We start from the raw sequence: 17,732 nt of genomic DNA, 5'->3' as shown, positions 1-17,732 counted from the left end.
TTATGTCATACAAGCATTATTGATTGAAATAGTCGGCCATAATTTGATTGGCGTTAATCTTTTTCAACCCTTGATCAATAATCGATTTCCATTTCATGCCGGTTTCGTCGTTAGCAAATGCAATGAACAATTCTTTCTCTTCCAATAGTTTAGAGTTCATCTGCAGTTGGTTCTTCGCCCCTGCGAGGGCCTTATCACTGGCGAGTAAATAGTTGAGAACGTTACTGTCAATTACGGCGAGAGGGATGCGTTGCCCTGAAACTTTTTTCAGGTTTTGGCTATCACTGGTGACCGCTTCCGATTGAAGTGCGCCACTGGCAATCATGCTATCGAGTTCATCGGTATTCACATAACCACGAACCACGCCTATTTTGGTTGATTTTAAATCCTGCAAGTTACTCCACGATACAGGATTCGCTTTGTTCTCTACAAAGCCAAGAGGGCCTGTTCCTATCGGCTCTGAAAAGATTAGATCGGATGCCTCAAAATAGTACTCAGGAAAGTATCCGGCATATTTGGCTTGATTTTTTGCAAGGTGAACAGCTCGCTCCCAGGGGTAAAACTCAACAGTTAACTCATGTCCCATGGCTTCGACAGCGGCTTTAACAACGGCTACAGAGGCACCTTGAGAGTCGAGACTTCTTCCTGCATAGGGAGGCCATTCCAGAGACGTGAGGGTGAGGACATCACCGCGGACTGGTAACGCCAGTAGCATGAGACTCAAGAGCATCAGTGTCAGATTGCGCATATAGTTGCTTCCTTGTAGTAGAGAGTATTTTAAAAGCATAGACAACATTGGTTGGGAGGGATGTCGAAAATCTTCAATCTTTGGTTTTTTACTGCAGGTAATCTAATAATAGAAACTAAGGAGAACCGCAGATGAAAACGAGATTGAACTACTTCAATGCCGCCCCTGAAGGCATCCAGATTTTGATGGCTCAGGAAACCTACCTTCGCAATCAGTTTGAGCAACAAGACACGCTATCGATCACCATCTGGGAGCTGGTTAAACTTCGCGTGTCGCAGATCAACCAGTGTGCATTTTGTATTGACATGCACAGCAAAGAAGCATTGAAACAAGGAGAGTCATACTCTCGTCTCATTGGGCTCAATGCTTGGCGAGATATGCCCGAATATAGCGATGAGGAAAAAGTTGCGCTACATTGGTCCGAATGTATCACAAAAGGTGGCGATGTCGACGAAAGTGCATATCAGGCAACACTGAACACGTTTGGTGAGCAGGGACTGGTTATCCTCACGCTGGCTATAAATGCAATTAACAGCTGGAATCGCATTGCCAAAACGTTCAAGCCTGAAATAGGCAGTCTGTCGGCAGAATAACGACAGGAGCATTGCTCAACAAATGGATTTTGAAATAGTCAATCCAGACGGCCTGCTAGCCGACCATATTCAGGCAATATGGTCGGCTAAAGTGCCTTGTGGGCAAGCTGTCTCCAAACCTCTCTATTGCGATGGAGGCTCTGGGGTGATGTTTGTATTACAAGGGCAGGTGAGTTTAGAAGGCAAAACATATGGTGAAAGCGTGATGTATCAGCCATATAGCAGAGTCACTAAGAACATCACGATTTCCTGCGAGGCTCAGCTTTGCGGCGTCCGTTTTCATCCAGGTATGCAGTTTTCATTCTTGGAAGAGCTCGTTGAAGCAAATAGAGAAAGCCATCAAGACGTGTTTTGTTTTGAACCTTCAGAGTCTTTGGTTAAGCAACTATCCGAGCACCAGAGTCATACCAAGCGAATAGCGCTTCTGATGGATTGGTGCTCAGAAGCCGTATCTCAAATAGCTATGGATGAAGAGAGAGCTAAACTGATTCATCTTGCGCAGGATGGCAAGATAGGCGAGAGCTTTGGAGAAAACCAAAGGCAGGTAGAACGTAAATTCAAACATTGGGTGGGTATGAGCCCAAAGCATTTCCAACGTCTTCGTCGAGTCCACGCCAGCATTCAAGAGCTGAGAGACAACCCAGAACTCTCATTAGCCGAACTGGCCGCCTATCAAGGTTTTTCCGATCAAGCGCATATGACGAGAGAGTTCAAAAATTTCGCCTTGATCACTCCGGGGCAATTTAGTCGCAGGTTAAAACAAAAATAACTCTGCCATTAATCAGTGTTGAATGAAGCGCGTTTTATCAGGAACACGTATTCTTTAGTCATTGGGTGGGGAGAATATAATGCGCAGTTTTTGCCAAAAAGATAACTTCTTCTGGCGTAAATCGCGAAAGAGGTCTCCCCATTCTCTAAATGTCACTACCAGTGGATTGAAGCTGTTGATGGGTTTAGTGACACCGTAGCGTACGGTTTCAACTTCAGGTTCAAAGGTACCGAACAGTTTGTCCCAGATAATCAGTACACCAGCGTAGTTTTTATCGATGTACTGAGGGTTATGCCCATGATGCACTCTGTGATGAGAAGGGGTATTAAATAGATATTCCAATGGGCCAAGTGTTCGAACCCACTGAGTGTGAACAAAGAACTGCAAACCTAAGTTTAATAGTACGGCAAAAATGACCCATTTAGGCTCGAATCCTATGATCACAAGCGGCACCCAGAATAGCCACATCCCCGCAATGGGGTACATTAAGCTTTGTCGAAAAGCCGTGCTGAAGTTCATGCGTTCAGAGCTGTGATGAGCAACGTGCGCAGCCCACATCCAGCGAGTGCGATGACTGGCGCGATGAAACCAGTAGTAGAAAAAATCTTGCAGTATGAGCAGAATAATAAAGCTCGCAGCACCCATTTCTACGTCCATCAGTCGCCAGCCAAACAACCACATGTAAAGTTGAATGATTAAAAGCCCAGTTAACAGGTCCGCTAGTTGATGCAGGCCCGCGAGAGCAAAGTTACATAATACTTCTGGAAGAAAATAGGATGAGTTTTGTGGAAGGTGACCGCGTTTTTGGCCGATGAAGTACTCAGCCAACATCAAACCAATAAAAAGAGGTGCTAATAGCATCAGAAGCCATTCAGGGTTGTCGATAAGAATACTGAAATTCATACAAAGCTCCGAAAATATTACCAGCGAGCGAAGTGATCTTCGGTTAAACCAAGTTGCTGTTCTACTGTGTGAAGTGCGCCGTTTTCATCTTTGATAAAGCCAGAAAAGTAGCCGATAAACTGGCGGAAGTTGCTCTGCAAAACCCACAAGTTAAGTTTTTCACTTCTGTTGTTAAGTGGGGTAAAAGTCAAGTCGACTCGACCATCATCAGAGAAAATACGCCATTTCTTTTGTGTTGCTTGGCGATCAAAATGGAAGTGGACAGCCCCTAGTAAGTGCCGCTTTTCATTATCCCATAAAGCATTCTCATGACTGCCCGTTTCGTTAACCCCTGCAGCTAAGTTGAGGCCAAGCTTGCTCTTGTCACTGAAACCATTGATGCTTGCCCATCGCCAACTTGTTTCGCGTCGCATATAGCCCGCTGAAAAGTCATAGCCACCCAACGCGAGAGAGGTGTCAATCTGGTTTCCATCTACCGTAATATTTCCCTTAACGGCCAGCGCGTTGTGCTTTTTGGTGTAGGTCCAGCCGTTATAGCCAGTAGGCGTGCAAAGTGAGAGCGGCAAGCTGCTGCTTGGCGGTTGGAGCGAAACATCGAGTTGTAACAGCTCGGTGTTGGCTTTGACCTGCCAATTGGGGTAAGTAATCTCAAACACCAGCTTTTTGGCCGCGATGTGACTGGATCCTTGATATGGAGATGGGGACATTTGTTTGTCGATGTTTAAAGGTCTTAACCAGCTTTGCTCTACCAGAGTGTCGGTTTGGACGTCGTAAACATAACAAAATGCAGATCCTACATAGCGAATATCTGCGATGGCTAGGCCAATCACGTAGCGTGGTGTCATGATGCTGACAAATTGAAACTGCTTGTAGTGAAGGTATTTTTTCAGTCTACCGACTTTGCGATCCATGTTATTGCAGTATGTAAAGCGCTGGATTCCCAATTGTTGTGGTACGCCATCAAAATGACCGAAACAAGGCTTTCCATTCGATTGGATAAGGTATTCAGGGGCAGCTTGGCTCAGCATTATGATAACTTCACAATTCAATAACATTTCCATTAGTGTTGCGTGTTTGGGTGAGATTAAACAGGTCATTTTCGGTCATAAAGTTAACTAATATCACAATTAAAGAGAGTGAACTCCGTTATCCTGAAGATTAGGTCGAACGAGGAATAGGCATGGCGATCATCGCACAATATCTGCCGGTTGATCATCGATATCAGTTGGGGGTATTCGATATCTCTTTGCTGCTTAGTGTCGTGCAAGAATATGGCCTAGATGTGGATAGCTTACTCAACCAAGCAGGTTTACGGTCCATAGACTGGCGCAGCCAGGAAAGTCATATCAGCTATTCAGACAAGTTCTTGATATTTCGATACGTACAGAGATTCTTTCCCAATATCAGTTTGGGATTGTTGCTTGGTGAGCGAGCGACGCTGAGCCATTTTGGTATCCTTGGTTACGCTGTTTTGAGTAGTCGAACTGTCTTTGAAGCGATTAAGGCAGGGTTTAAATATCTGGATCTCAATGGCCCTATTTTTTCTGTAAGAGTATGTCGCGATGCTGACACAGCCTCCATTGAGATTGAAAATGATTTGGAGATTGGTCAACTACTCCCTTTTTGTACAGAGTACTTTTTTAGTTCTATTACCTCTTTATTTTTTGAACTGACTGGGCAGCGCTTGATGATAGATAAGCTGGAACTGCCATACCCAAAACCTGATTACGCCACTCACTACACAGAGCGTTTCTGCTGTAGTGTGTTGTTTGAACAACCACGCTGCGCGCTGACTTTTAATGCCAATGTTATGGATTGGAAGTTAGCTAGCCACAATTCAGATTTACTCAATACCTATCTCAACTCCTGTGAGTCTGTGATGGCAGTATTGCAATCACCTACACGATTAAGTAATCAGATCAAAGCCTTTCTCTATCAGAGTGTTGGTATGTTTCCTTCTATTGATGACATTGCCGTCCAACATGGATGCTCGGTTAGGACTTTAAGAAGGCAACTCAATCAGGAGCAAACCAGTTATCGAGAGCTTGTTGATGAAGTTCGCTTCGAGCTCTCTAAAGAATTTTTGCTAAGAACATATTTGACGATAGAAGAAATTGCTTTTCGGCTTGGATACAGTGACAGCGCCAATTTCAGGCGAAGCTTTAAGCGCTGGTCAGGTACGGTACCCAATGCTTTCAGAGCATTATGAAGTGGTATTAACAAGCTCTAAAGCACGTATCACCATCCATTGTTTAGATTGCAACTACAATTAATATTATTTATTGATATTTGTGTTTTTATGAACCTTATAAGACTCATCTCATTACTGTTTTCACTGTGTGTATTTTCATCGTTGGCCAATGATAAGACGGTTCGGTTTGCCGTGGGAGACTGGGAACCTTATACCAGCTCTCTCTCTGACCCAGAATTGAAAATATCGGAGACTCTGGTGCGAAGAGCGTTCGAAATTCGCGGCTATGCTGTCGAGCTAGAGTACTATCCTTGGGTCCGCTCTTATCAATATGCGATTCGAGGTGACTTTGATGGGTCTTTTCCTTGGATGAAAAATGAAGACAGAGTGAAAGACTTCATCTATTCAGAGCCATTTTTTAGTCAACGTGTACAGTTCTTTTATCACTCAGACATACCGTTTTCTTGGCACGATGCAAAAGACCTGAACAAATTTCAAATCGGTGCTACGCAAGGGTATCAGGCTACCCATATCATGGAGCAGTTGGGTGTCGACGTTGAAGTGAACAACTCAGAAGAAACCAATTTTCAGAAAATGGCGAAGGGGCGATTAGACGCTTATCCAACCGGTGTGGAACGGGGTTTGTATCTCATTAAGCACTACGTACCTGAAGCACTGAGACCCTATATAAAAACTCGATGGCAAACCTTTGATTGAAGATGACATGTTTGTGATCTTCAGTCGATTTGACAATGAACGCAGTAGAATCCTGGTGAAAGAGTTCAATGCAGGTTTAAAGCAACTGATGGAAACGGGCGAATATAAGGAAATCATGCAGTCGGAAGCTGAGTTTTTGCAAATGATACAGAGAAATGACTAATTCGTTGGTTGGACATAGATGAGGATAGTCAACATGTTTGCTTTATTTACGGCCTATCATGCTTAAAGGGCGTAATGATGTACAAGCGTATTAAGATAATTCTAATCACGGTCGCTGTGCCTATTCACGCCTTCGCTACCATCAATATGGCTGAGGTTAACGCCTACGCCTATGAAGGCCTTGGGGAAATATGTGCCAATTCGAGGAACATTCTCGGGCCAGAGCTGAAAGAGATAAAGGTTCTCTACCTGAGTAAGAAACGCTCAAGGCAGGCGATGTTTCCCGCGGACCCGAATTTTGCCCATTACGCGGCTAAGCAACTTTGGGACATCGCAACAGGTGATCATCCTTCTTTTGATGAATGCGTGACGCTACTGAGTAAGTAGTGGCCATTAATTCATTAGCGATGATCAACCCAATCCTTATCATTTTTATCTCCTAATACCAAAGATGGTCAAGAGCCTGAGACAAGCCAGACAACACAACAAGGTTTATTCTTCAGAACTGAACATTCGGTAACAAAAACTAATGTATAAGTTAGCAGTAGATCAATGGATGAATTGTGATGTCAATTCCATCAATTTTATAAACTGATCATGTTGTTGGAAAAGCCAAAAGGAGCCGTTGCGGCTCCTTAGTGTGAATCTGAAACTCAGTGATTTTTCCCCATTCATTAGCGCGCCTAGCGCAATGGCTGGTGAATAGCACTAACCCATTAGTTGTGAACGAGCGTTAGACCACTTGGCAGCGCATCACCAAAGACGCGCTTCGATTCGCTCTCAGATAGCTCTTTGACTTCTTCAACCAGCGAGACCCAAGACTCTGGAACCTTACTTTGTTTTAGCTTAGTTAGCACTTGTTCGCGGTAATCATCAGAGATATCGAATAAACGGTCACCTGTCTTACGACAAATCATCACGGTGGCGAATGCAATCATCGGTTCTTTGAGCCAGTTTTGTTCTAGCAGTTTAGGCAGCCACTGTTCCGCTTGTTCACGAGAAATCACACTATGCTGGCTACCGTACAAAGGTGTTCGTGACGCTAGGCGACCCAACGCCCACCAATGAGCCTGTTCAAATTGATTGTGGTTGATGGCTTTGCTTAAGAACCAGCTGGCTAACAGCACTTTATCTTCCACTTCAAGGTGCTCAAGTGATGCAGATAGTCGAACCATAGACTCGTAACCCATGTCTTGCGCTGCTTTGGCTGACTGAGGATTCTTCATCGCACCGGGGTGTAAGTATTTGGCAATATCAGCCAATAGTGTTTCTTGTTGTTCCTGACTTAACCCGCCCGCGATGCGACGCCAGAATACCCACCAGTCTGTCCAACCTTGGTGGTTTTTGAACTGAATACCTTGCTGATAGAGGCCCCACACTTGTTCTATTCGCCAAGAGTCGGTGGCATCGCCAAAGCCTGGTCTCAGTGAGAAGCCTGCTAGGCGAAGCCAGTTTTTCTCATGAGCTTCTGAGCGGCGACGGCGTTTACGGCCTTGTGCAAAAGCATCGAACAGGTGACGTAAGGTCGTGAAATCCCAGTCGTCTCGTTTACCTAACTTTCTTTCTAAGTCTTTTGCGAGTGTCTTGATTTCTTTTGCGTCGGCGCTTTTCTTGTTGCCGCTATAGAGGCGGGAGATGAGCTCTTTAGATTCAGAAAGGCGCGGGTGCAGTAGCTCTTGCTCTGTTTCGTCCGCTTGCTGATTGCGAACTTCGAATTCCAGTTCCCAGCGTTTGTTGTCATCTTCAACGCTGACACATTCCATTTTTAGCGTGCCAACCTCAGTGAGCTGGCAGGCCAGTTGCACCTCAACTCGTTCTTTCTGGTTAGCTTGAAGATCAATCCCTTCACTTTCCAGAGTTGAAATATAGGGAGGAAGAGGCGAGAAGATATCTGGGTCCACTTCGACCATCACACCGTTTTGAATTTCGGTGTTGTGAGTCAGAGTGTCGTGGGTAGACGTCAGCAGGTTAAAGCGAACTGGCTCACCCAGCGTTAAGGAGAATCGACGTCCACTTAAACGAATCTCATGCCCTTCGTCCGTGCCTTTCGCCAGAAGGCAAAGTGCTTTGCCCATCTTGTTTTTTTTCCTGTAAATGCAGGAAGTAGGAGCGTGCAGCTCCGCCGCCAATTTTGAGCTGAGCGCCACGGCGAGCTTTACCAAACGCGACGGCACCAAGAGCGACTGACCAATCAGGATGTGGGTTATCGAGCACGGTCACAGGAGCGCCGCGCCAGTTGCCAAGTAGGGTTGTGACTCGCTCGGTAACCAGCTCGCTATTAAATACACCACCGTTGAGTAGCAGGCCGACCGGAACGGCAGGCGTTGATGTGTCTTCCTGACCTAGTGCAGAATAAGAGACTTGTTGATGCTGATTAAGAAACTCTGCAACGTGCTTACTGACCGCAGGGTCTGCAACATATGGCAATCCAAACTCGACCATCGCACTGCGGCGTTTGTCTGGCACTTCACTGAAGTCAGAAAGTGGGAAAAAACCATCCAGAGCAATTTGATGGACTTCTTGTTTGCTGAGGCCAATACTCTTTGTCCCGCCAAGTAGCTTAGACCCGCTGCCCAGCATAGTGATTTTTACTTCGTCAGGCGCGCTCACTGACAGCAAATCTTCTTTTGCTTTACGAGTTTGTTGAATCAGTTTAGTTAGGCTTGCTGCGGTGAGCTTCTTACTTTGATTAAAGCGGCTTTCCGCGAGATGTGCTAATGCCAAGTCGAGGTTGTCACCACCAAGCATTAAATGCTCGCCAACACCAATTCGATCCAATGCCAATTCATCGTTGTGATACTTTGCTTCAATCAAACTCAAGTCGGTGGTACCACCGCCGACGTCGCAGACCAGAATCAGCGGCAACTCTTTGAGCTCGTTGGCAGCCGTTTTCTGGTGGCGCGCATACCAGTCGTAGCATACCGCTTGTGGTTCTTCGAGTAAGACGATCTTCTTCAAGCCCGCCAGTTCAGCAGCTTCCAGAGTGAGCTTACGCGCGGTCTCATCGAACGAAGCAGGAACCGTTACGACGACGTCTTGTTCTTCTAGCTTGTTGCTTGGGTGACGATAGTTCCACGCCTGGCGAATGTGGTTGAGGTAACTTGCGCTGGCAATCACTGGCGAGACTTTATCAACGTCTTGCGCACCAGCCCAAGGAAGGATATCCGAGCTACGATCCACCGCTTGGTGAGACAGCCAGCTTTTGGCACTGGAAACTTGTCGACCTTCTACCTTCGCGCCTAATTCACGCGCCCATTCACCTACGATGACATTACTAGTATCGCCAGAAACGGGTTCGTGTTCCCAAGGAAGTGTTAGGTCAGAAAGAGAGATTTGACCAACGGCCGGGTGGTAGCGGAAAGAGGGCAGCAGTGGCTTACGTACCACTTCACCCGGACCAATCAATTGGTCGATATCAAACAGGGATACTTCGGATTGTTCAAGGTTGTCGGTGACTTCACAGTAGGCTACCACAGTGTTTGTGGTGCCAAGGTCAATACCAACAAGAAAACGAGGAGATGCCATACAAACCTTCGTGTATTTAAAAACGGCACCCGATTGGATGCCGTTTGATTATTATTTATTCTTCTTCGTTTGAGTCGCTTTTCGCGTCTTCGCGTACATCAAACTCAACATGCCATTTTTGACCGTTATCTGCGGCAATAGCTTCTAAGTAAAGCGTACCAAGCTCTGTCACGCGAGAGGCTAGGGTGACTGGCACTACTTCACCTTCACGGCGACCTTCAGAGACAGGTAGAGTAACTTGAATCTCTGGTAGCTCTTCCAATTCATCAGGGCCCCAGTGATCAAGGTGTGTACCTGCGTCGTCGTCACGACGAACTGTCGAACCAAAGAACTGGAAGTTTACTGGTTGGCCGATGATAAGACCAAATTCCTGACTTGGTACTTCAACCGCAGAGCCTTCTTCCATACCAAATGGTGCGACACATAGGGCTTCCATTGGTGGAGCCATTCCCGGAATGGCTGGCATTGCACTCTCGATGCCGACATAGTAGCTCGATGCAATGCCGCCGCGAATTCGCACACCTTGGCCGCGACGTACAGAGCCATAGTAAGAAGCGCCACTTGCCACCGCCAGATCCAAATCCACACCCGTCAGACGTTGAGCCATCTCGGCATCGGCGTCTATCAACCACTCATTGATGGTTTCTTCTAGGCGATTCGCCAGCAGATCTGATTTTAAAACGCCACCGTTGAACAAAATGGCCGTTGGTTTGATAAAGTCGGCTGAAGGAGCTTCAGCGCCGCCCATGCCAGGCATTCCAGCAAATGGATTGAACTCGGTTGAAGCGCTTTCACCACCTTGGGCATTAGCCTGCTTTGCAAGGAAAGCTGCGATGTGTCGTGTAATCCCTGCATCCTGTGCATACGGAAGGCCCATTTGAGTCAGAGCACCGCGATTGCGTTGAACTGGATGCTCAGTAACGGCAACTTTCGGGAAGAAACCGTCCACCAGTGTTTGCTGAACTTCTTCTTGCGTCAGTTCCGTCTTCAAGGTTGCGCCGAGCAGTTTTGAGCCGCGACTTGGCACCACGATGGGCACTGACTGGAGTTCGCTGTCGTTCAATAGTGCTTCTTTAGCGTCACGGCAGGCGTGCGTCATTGCCTGAACTTGCCATGGTTGTAGCTCTTTACCCTCTTGCGCTAGCTTCATCTTCAAGCGGTATGCAAGGGCAAGGTCCATGTTGTCGCCGCCGAGTAGGATGTGTTCACCTACCGCGATACGGTTGAGCGTCAAGTTGCCTTCGTCTTCGGTGACTTCAACTAGAGAAAGGTCCGTGGTACCACCACCGATATCGACAACCAGCACGATGTCGCCAACTTCGACTTCATCACGCCATTTGTCATCGCTATTGTCGATCCAGTTGTATAGAGCTGCCTGAGGTTCTTCTAACAATGTTAGGTGAGTTAAGCCAACATTGCGTGCCGCTTCAGCGGTTAAATCACGAGCCGCAGGATCAAAAGATGCCGGTACGGTAATTGTCACGTCTTGTTCTGAAAGCGGGTCGCTAGGGTGAGTGTGGTTCCATGCCTCTTTGAGGTGCTCAAGGTACAGCTCCGTTGCACGAAGCGGAGAGACTTTCTCTACTTCTTCCGGACTGCCAGCAGGAAGGAACGCTTCACGTCGGTTGACACCAGCGTGACAAAGCCAAGATTTTGCACTTGCTACAAGGCGAATCGGCGTTTTTGAACCAAGGTTACGAGCGATTGCACCCACTAGGGCTTTAGGCTCAGATGACCAAGGCAATACACGAGCTGAAGGGTTCATCTCGTGCTCGTGTGGTTGATACAGGAACGAGCCTAGCTGGTTGCGAGTTTCTACGGTGCCCGGTGCGGTCAGCTGAGAAATCGACATGACTTCAACACGCGCGTCTTCGCTCGATGTATCCACATAGGACAGTACGCAGTGAGTGGTACCTAAGTCGATACCAACGCTAAACTTTGGCGTTTCAGCCTGAATGGTGTTCAGGTTTTCCATTACAGCTCAACCTCAGCAGGCGCAATGACAGAAGCATCATAGTTTTCAGCCAGTTTTGGAAGGTTCATCTCGCTCGCTTTCCAGCCTTTATGGACCAAGGTGCCATTAAATGGCGCACTGCCTGTCACGTTACCCGTTAAGCGAACCTCTTGCGGGTTAAAGCCTTCTTCAATAGTAACGCGTGTTTCTTCATCCTCATCACGGATGTGCTCAAGGCTCACGTAGTCGTTCAGTACCTTCTGACCGCCGGTATGAATTACACGCGCCGCAGCGCCGACATCTTCGTCTGAGAAGGATGTCAGGTCTTCTTTCAGGAAGTCAATCAGGCGAGCTTCTTGCTGCATGATTGATAGTAGCTGCATGGCAGAGTCGGTAGAAGCTGTAGCAAGCTTTGATTCCACTTCCACGACTTTCTCAATCACTTTTTCAACTTCGACCACTTTCTCTACTTCAACGATCTTCTCGACAGGCTTTTCAACTTCGACGATTTTCTCAACTGGTTTCTCAACCACTTTCTCGACGACTTTAGATTTGCGCGAAACCGCAATCAGAAGTAAAAGGACGCTTGAAGCCGTCAGGCCAGCGTGCAGCATATCGAACGTTTGAGGGATCATTTGTAAATCGAACGTCATGAGATTTCTCTTAATTGATGGAAGAAATAGCAGTCATACTTTTACTGCTATTGTCGTAATTATTGGGTTAAATTGGGGCAAATATTATCACATTCAAGTCTACAGACCTTCAGAAAAGAGGCGCTAACAGGCCTGATTGATTTGTTTTTAGTCATTTTTAGTCACACTATAGGTAAGTTGACCAAAATGACTGGGCAGTTCGACATAAGATTGCAGAAGATCTGCTCAATCAATTCGGTGGCATTCGAGTTTTGACCTCAACTGAGGTAGAATTCGGCGCTTTATTAGAATACTAAACATAGGCGAGCAATGAACCATAACCGTATAGTTTGTTTCGATCTGGAAATGTGCTGTTGGAATGAAAACGGTGTCGGTACTACGGGTGAAATCATCGAAGTCGGGCTGGCAGAAATCGATCTTGTGAAAGGCGAGATCGTCAAGCGTGCTCAGTACTATGTCAAACCCGAGCAGGATGAAGTCTCCCTGTTTTGTTCGCAGCTCACTGGTATTACACCACGCAAAATTGAAAAGCAGGGCCGCCCGCTTGAAGATGTATTGAAGTCGATGATCAAGAACTTTGGTGGTGCGAATAAGATTTATGCATCATGGGGTCGGGATGATCTTATTTTGGCGCAAGAGTGCCAAGACAAAGGCATTGAGATGCCGTTTAAAGAATTCATCAACTTAGCCACTCTGTATCGCGTCCAACATCGCCTCAAAGATAAACGCATTGGCCACAAAGCCGCTCAGGAAGCGCAAAATATTGAGTGGGAAGGGCGGCAGCATTCTGGGTACGTTGACGCGTATAACCTCGCCAAATTAGCCTTGACGATGCTTTGAATACATAAGGATGCAAAAAGAGAGCTTAGGCTCTCTTTTTTGACTTTAGCGCCTTTCTGATAGCAGCGTACATTATCGAAGTTTTATGACTAAGCTCGGTATAATGTTGGAGCTGCAATGTCCTAGATACTATGGAGTAAAGCTTATTAGGTTCGGCTGATAAAACTAAAGGTGACAGTCAACGTATCCGTTTTCGTTTCATAGGTAGAACTGGAGAGAAAATAAATTCACCCTATGAAAAGAAAATTACTCGCTATTCCCTTCCACTATCTGCAATTTGGCGCGAATAAATTCACTATGATCGACATACAATAGTTCTGCTGTTTTGCGAATGACGGCTTCTTCCAATGGGTCAATCTCGCCGTCGGCATGAGCAACTTCCCACATGGCTTTGATCAAATCGAAGCGGGTTTCTTGACCAAGTTCTCTCAGTTGGGAAGTGAATTCATAAAGGGAGGCGGACGCTTTGCTCTTTGCTTCTGCGCGCTCAAGTAGCACTGCGGCTTCTTCGTTGCTTAAAAGCAGCAATTTTGTCATAAGCAGCAGTTTGGCGTCGGTCTCTGCTTGATGGATTTGATGGTCGGCTCCCGCGACTTCGCAAAGCAAACAAGCGATGGCGAGATTTGGATCGCTGCCCACGTGGTTTCCTAAATCCTGACCATCGATGAGTTGCTTAAACAGAGTAGTGATTGAATTCAACATGTGATGCGCCTCAAAATTTGTTCCTATTTCTATAGATAGTGATTCTATGAAGCGAGTACAAGTGTTTTTACAAAAAGATTACTTTTCCTTTATGGGTGGGAAATCAATTTCTCTACCGTCACCCGTCAATATAGATATGCGTAAAGGCTTTCCATAGTTGTCAAGTTTCAGCTCGCCAATCGCACTGGTGTTGACCAAACGGCGTACTCCTTGCGTGTTGGGATCACGCTTTTTGATTTTCAGGCGCTTTCGTTTGGTCAGAAAGTTAAGTATTGAGCGAGGTGAGTAAAGCAATCTATCCATATGATCACATATTGCCAAAAGTGGCTCAGGAAACTGGTTCTTGAACCCGCTCGATGTAATCTGATAGATGTTGGGGCTGGAGCGTCGGAAACGCAATTTAATGTCATAAGCAAACGAATAATGCACGTCACCTGACAAAATGACAAAGTTGGTCGGTGTTTTGGTGTGCGTGAAAATACTCAGTAGCGTATTGGCACTCCCAGGATGGGCCATCCAGTTCTCTGCATCTATGACCAGTGGTTGACCGAGATTTGTCATGCCTTTTTGCAGCGCTTCGATAAATTTGACACCAAACATCGGTGCGGCGGACACCACAATGACTTTGTCTTGATGCATCAGTTCTTGTTGAAACTCAATCAGAGCTTCCCAGTCCATCAAACCAGATGGTTTGTTCATTCGAGATTCTGAGCGCCACCGTCGAGTTCGGGTGTCCAACACGACGACCTTAGGCGAGGTATGAATCGTAAAGTGCCACCTTTCAAAACGGTAAAGATAACGAATGAAGTCATCTTGGTGTTGTTCTGTGGGGCTTTTTAAATACTTGAGAGCGACAGATAAAAACTCATCATTGAAGTTATCTGGCTCATTTCCCCATCCTTGACATAACCAGTAAGCGATTAACCCATTACCAATAATCCGGTTAGAGAACGGGTTATTGTACGCCGCTTTTTCCCATCCGACCGTTAGATTCCAGTCATCTGTGACATCATGATCATCAAAAATCATGTAAGTCGGCACGTGAGCAAACAGCCTCTGAACCTGAGGTAAACCCTCAATGAAATCTTCCAGTATGTGCTTTTCTTCACGCCATTGCTGCTGCCATTTAGGCGACAGTGTTTTGCCATTGTGAGTGAATGCTTTGTCGAGCAAACGTGTCAGATTGAGGCACGGCCAAAGTGTCGGTGACCACACCAGAATATACATGGCGAAAAACTCAGCGAAGGTGATTAGATGGTTTTCACTCTCTCGGGAACTAAAAATTGGAACATGCCGTTTGGGAAATAACTTGGTTAACAAGGAGCCGTCATCCACATAGTGGGGCAGTATTTTATCCCGGCCGTAAAAGCAGTCTGGATGCGCGTACAAGGCTTGTGCGGATTCAATCGGCGCGTCACTGAACGATTCAGAAGGCAAGCCGAGCATATCGATGGTTTGAAGGATAACGTCCAACATCGGGCCTGCAACATGATCGGCATAGATCTGATCGCCGCTCATAACCAACATGTCTGGTCGGTCATCTAGTGATTGAGCCGCTATTTTTGTGTCCATGCTGACTAGTGCGTCTTTGCTTGGGTGATGTGGATTGCGACAGGAGCCATGCAGGACGTAATCTGCTTTGGTTGAAATCTTAAACGTGAGCTTCTCTTCATCCTTGTACAGCAAATGTGGACTTAGCTGGCTAAGCGGGCCTAGCTGAGTTTCAAATTCGTAACTGAGTGCAACGTCGGCTGGGAAGTTATGTTTGAAATGTGCCAAGGTGACAAAACAGTGAGCACCGATCTGAATCTGATGGCAGTGGCTGAGGTTGTCCTGAAATATCACCCCATGGTCCGGTTCGTGATGAAGGACAAATTGGCCTTCAAGAGGGCGACTTGTGACCAGCCAGAAGACAAGCTCTTTGGTGGTGGATTTTCTTAATATCGGGCCAGCAAGTAGGAGGGGGAGTTCAGGCGTCAGTTTCATTGGTTGTCTGTTGGATCCTTAGGCACTTCAGGGTCTTCCATGATTTCGATAATTTCAGAACTCGACATTTCATGGCCCATAAGAAAGAGCGCCAGCATAGCATCTGCTTTGGTTTTTGTATCGGAGCTTTCGTCAAGAATTTGTTCGAATCGTTGACGAATCATAGCAATTTCGTGCTCAACAAAGCCTCGACCTTCGTCTTCACCTTGGGTTTCTTCTGGGGCGTTATCAAACTCCAAGAACAGCATCTCATCATCGAGGTGCGTGTTGACCAGCCGTTCAGGCAGCCATTCTTCACCCGTGACAATGTTAGGGTTCTGGTCTTCAGGTAGCGCGTCGAGTAGTTTCTTTAAATCTGATGCTTTCACAATTACTGGATTTAGGCGAACATATACTCTTATATTAACGGTGAATTGAGCTTAAAGATAACTATTAACTTTATCGATTGGTGAGAATTTGCGTCGTTCAGTCAGTTTTGGACAAAAATGAGTAACATAAATAGACAGTTGGCACTGATGATGTTGGCCGCGAGTAATATCAGTTTTTCTGCGCTAGCCGAAGAAGAAACCAGTATCAGTGAACAGGATTGGGGTATTGCGGCTGTGTATCGTATGGCCTCTATCCCTTTTTACACGGGTAACAATGACCAGACAGTTGGTACCTTTGTTCCTATGATGTTCTTTCAGAACGAGCATGTATTTGTCGACGGCTTGCAGGGCGGAGCTTATCTTTATAAGCCAGAGGATGAAGCTATTCAGCTCAGTGCGTTGATGCGGCTTCGTTTCGTAGATATCCCTTCTTCAGAGCAAAACTCGAATGGGGGGATGCGGTCGATTTTGGTGGTCAGCTACGTTATTTCTTCGATGAGAATTGGTATTTCGATGCTGAATTGATGGCTGATGATGAATTTCGTTTTCACAGTAACTTGAGTATCTCAGGGGAGCTTGAGTACGGAGATTGGGCACTGAAGCCTCATCTCCGCCTACGTTATAAAGAGGCAGACTTTAATAGCCAGTATTACACCTTCTCAGACATTACTGGCGAAAAGATAGGTGGTGGTGTGGACCTGAATCTGGGTATCGATGCTCGTTATCACGTCTATTCCAATCTCTATCTGCTCGGTGCTACCAGCGTAACGCGTTTGGATAGCAATACTTACCATTCGAGGACGGTTGAAGAACGCTATCAAGGTGAATTTTATATTGGTTTTGGTTTCTTCAACGATCAATCTAAAGCCCCAAAGTCTGATCTCAAGAACAAACGTTACTTCCGCATAGCGCACGGCTGGGCGACACCGTCAAACATCGGCGAAATCATCAACCTCAACACACAGAAAGATCCATACAATAACCAGATGACGTCTTTCTTTTATGGACACCCATTGACCGATGAGTTATTTGGTGTGCCGTTGGATATCTATTTTACACCTGGTATTGTTCATCACTGGTCTTCAGAGGTGCAGTCTGCCAGTACAGAGTATGTCGCGGCGATAAAGGCTTACTATACTTTCGACTGGCCAACTCAGTGGCGATTTGGCTTCGCAGAGGGCATGTCGTTTATTGATAGTATCACCTATATCGAGCAAACTGAGATGGACTCGAAAGGCTATAATGCGAGCAATTTGCTCAACTATCTCGATTTCTCTTTTGATGTGAATGTCGGTGACTTAATAAATAACCGTGACTTGGGCAATATTTGGATTGGGTACTCACTGCATCACCGCAGCGCGATCTTCGAGCAAGCTTCTCAATACGGACGCATTAAAGGGGGCAGTAACTACAACAGCCTCTATGTGCAGTTTGCTTTTTGAGTAAAGTCGCCAGTTTGTTGCAAACTGATCATTTTCTTCTACTCCAAAGTTCATAAAATACACGGTATTGGCCCCATTGTTGGGGTTAATACTCGTGTGTTGATGGTTTGAGTGCACTTGTATTTTAGCAAGGGCTTTTTCTCAAGAAAAATTTGCATTTTGCATTGAGACATTTGCCA

Annotated in this window: 13 protein-coding genes and 3 pseudogenes; 7 read left to right on the top strand and 9 right to left on the bottom strand. The window is 46.1% G+C overall.

Features of this window, described 5'->3' with window-relative positions; all coding sequences use genetic code 11:
• Positions 1-16: 16 nt before the first annotated feature.
• On the bottom strand, positions 17-748 hold the full coding sequence (locus tag KW548_12580) for a transporter substrate-binding domain-containing protein (protein ID QXX05969.1): 732 nt from the start codon (positions 746-748) through the stop codon (positions 17-19).
• Positions 749-879: 131 nt separating this feature from the next.
• Between KW548_12580 and KW548_12575 the strand changes: the two genes are divergently transcribed.
• Complete coding sequence (locus KW548_12575) at positions 880-1,341, top strand: carboxymuconolactone decarboxylase family protein (GenBank protein ID QXX05968.1); 462 nt, start codon at positions 880-882, stop codon at positions 1,339-1,341.
• 22 nt (positions 1,342-1,363) lie between these two features.
• Positions 1,364-2,110, top strand: a complete 747-nt coding sequence (locus tag KW548_12570; GenBank protein QXX05967.1) for a helix-turn-helix domain-containing protein — start codon at positions 1,364-1,366, stop codon at positions 2,108-2,110.
• 54 nt (positions 2,111-2,164) lie between these two features.
• On the opposite strand, the gene KW548_12565 is transcribed toward KW548_12570, so the two are convergent.
• Together KW548_12565 and KW548_12560 are read right to left on the bottom strand one after the other, a co-directional pair.
• A complete protein-coding gene (locus KW548_12565) occupies positions 2,165-3,013 on the bottom strand; it encodes a sterol desaturase family protein (protein QXX05966.1) in 849 nt (282 codons plus the stop codon).
• 17 nt (positions 3,014-3,030) lie between these two features.
• Complete coding sequence (locus tag KW548_12560) at positions 3,031-4,044, bottom strand: DUF2804 domain-containing protein (GenBank protein ID QXX08066.1); 1,014 nt, start codon at positions 4,042-4,044, stop codon at positions 3,031-3,033.
• A gap of 149 nt (positions 4,045-4,193) precedes the next feature.
• Here KW548_12560 and KW548_12555 point away from each other — a divergent pair, with 149 nt between their 5' ends.
• The 3 genes and pseudogenes from KW548_12555 (at position 4,194) to KW548_12545 (ending at position 6,470) form a co-directional block, all read left to right on the top strand.
• Positions 4,194-5,222: an AraC family transcriptional regulator gene (locus KW548_12555; protein ID QXX05965.1), complete on the top strand. Its 1,029-nt coding sequence runs from the start codon at positions 4,194-4,196 to the stop codon at positions 5,220-5,222.
• A 90-nt stretch (positions 5,223-5,312) separates the two neighbouring features.
• Positions 5,313-6,084, top strand: a pseudogene (locus tag KW548_12550) (transporter substrate-binding domain-containing protein).
• 77 nt (positions 6,085-6,161) lie between these two features.
• Positions 6,162-6,470, top strand: coding sequence for a hypothetical protein (locus KW548_12545; protein ID QXX08065.1), 309 nt, complete (start codon positions 6,162-6,164; stop codon positions 6,468-6,470).
• A gap of 329 nt (positions 6,471-6,799) precedes the next feature.
• Here KW548_12545 and KW548_12540 read toward each other — a convergent pair.
• The 3 genes and pseudogenes from KW548_12540 to KW548_12530 all read right to left on the bottom strand — a co-directional run bounded on the left by KW548_12540 (position 6,800) and on the right by KW548_12530 (position 12,215).
• Positions 6,800-9,608 (bottom strand): annotated as a pseudogene (locus KW548_12540) (hsp70 family protein).
• 55 nt (positions 9,609-9,663) lie between these two features.
• The gene (locus KW548_12535; protein QXX05964.1) at positions 9,664-11,583 is read right to left on the bottom strand and encodes an Hsp70 family protein; all 1,920 of its coding nucleotides are present in this window, start codon (positions 11,581-11,583) and stop codon (positions 9,664-9,666) included.
• Positions 11,583-12,215 carry a DUF2760 domain-containing protein gene (locus KW548_12530; protein QXX05963.1) on the bottom strand — a complete coding sequence of 211 codons (633 nt, stop codon included), beginning with the start codon at positions 12,213-12,215 and terminating at the stop codon, positions 11,583-11,585. The genes KW548_12535 and KW548_12530 overlap by 1 nt, the downstream gene beginning before the upstream one ends.
• A 309-nt stretch (positions 12,216-12,524) precedes the next feature.
• On the opposite strand from KW548_12530, the gene KW548_12525 reads away from it, so the two are divergent.
• Positions 12,525-13,055: an exonuclease domain-containing protein gene (locus KW548_12525; protein ID QXX05962.1), complete on the top strand. Its 531-nt coding sequence runs from the start codon at positions 12,525-12,527 to the stop codon at positions 13,053-13,055.
• A gap of 246 nt (positions 13,056-13,301) precedes the next feature.
• Here the strand turns inward: KW548_12525 and KW548_12520 are convergent, their stop codons facing one another.
• The 3 genes from KW548_12520 to KW548_12510 all read right to left on the bottom strand — a co-directional run bounded on the left by KW548_12520 (position 13,302) and on the right by KW548_12510 (position 16,111).
• Positions 13,302-13,757 (bottom strand): TerB family tellurite resistance protein, encoded by a 456-nt coding sequence (locus KW548_12520; protein QXX05961.1) that lies wholly within the window; start codon positions 13,755-13,757, stop codon positions 13,302-13,304.
• A gap of 78 nt (positions 13,758-13,835) precedes the next feature.
• Positions 13,836-15,743: an alkaline phosphatase family protein gene (locus KW548_12515; GenBank protein ID QXX05960.1), complete on the bottom strand. Its 1,908-nt coding sequence runs from the start codon at positions 15,741-15,743 to the stop codon at positions 13,836-13,838.
• Positions 15,740-16,111 carry a hypothetical protein gene (locus tag KW548_12510; GenBank protein ID QXX05959.1) on the bottom strand — a complete coding sequence of 124 codons (372 nt, stop codon included), beginning with the start codon at positions 16,109-16,111 and terminating at the stop codon, positions 15,740-15,742. Before KW548_12510 ends, KW548_12515 begins: the two co-directional genes overlap by 4 nt.
• 150 nt (positions 16,112-16,261) lie before the next feature.
• On the opposite strand from KW548_12510, the pseudogene KW548_12505 reads away from it, so the two are divergent.
• Positions 16,262-17,553: pseudogene (locus tag KW548_12505) on the top strand (MipA/OmpV family protein).
• The last annotated feature ends 179 nt before the right edge of the window (positions 17,554-17,732 follow it).

It is taken from the genome of Vibrio neptunius, from assembly GCA_019339365.1.
Lineage (GTDB): Bacteria > Pseudomonadota > Gammaproteobacteria > Enterobacterales > Vibrionaceae > Vibrio > Vibrio neptunius.
The sequence above is the reverse complement of the archived record's forward strand: the minus strand, read 5'-3'. Positions and strand labels throughout refer to the sequence as shown.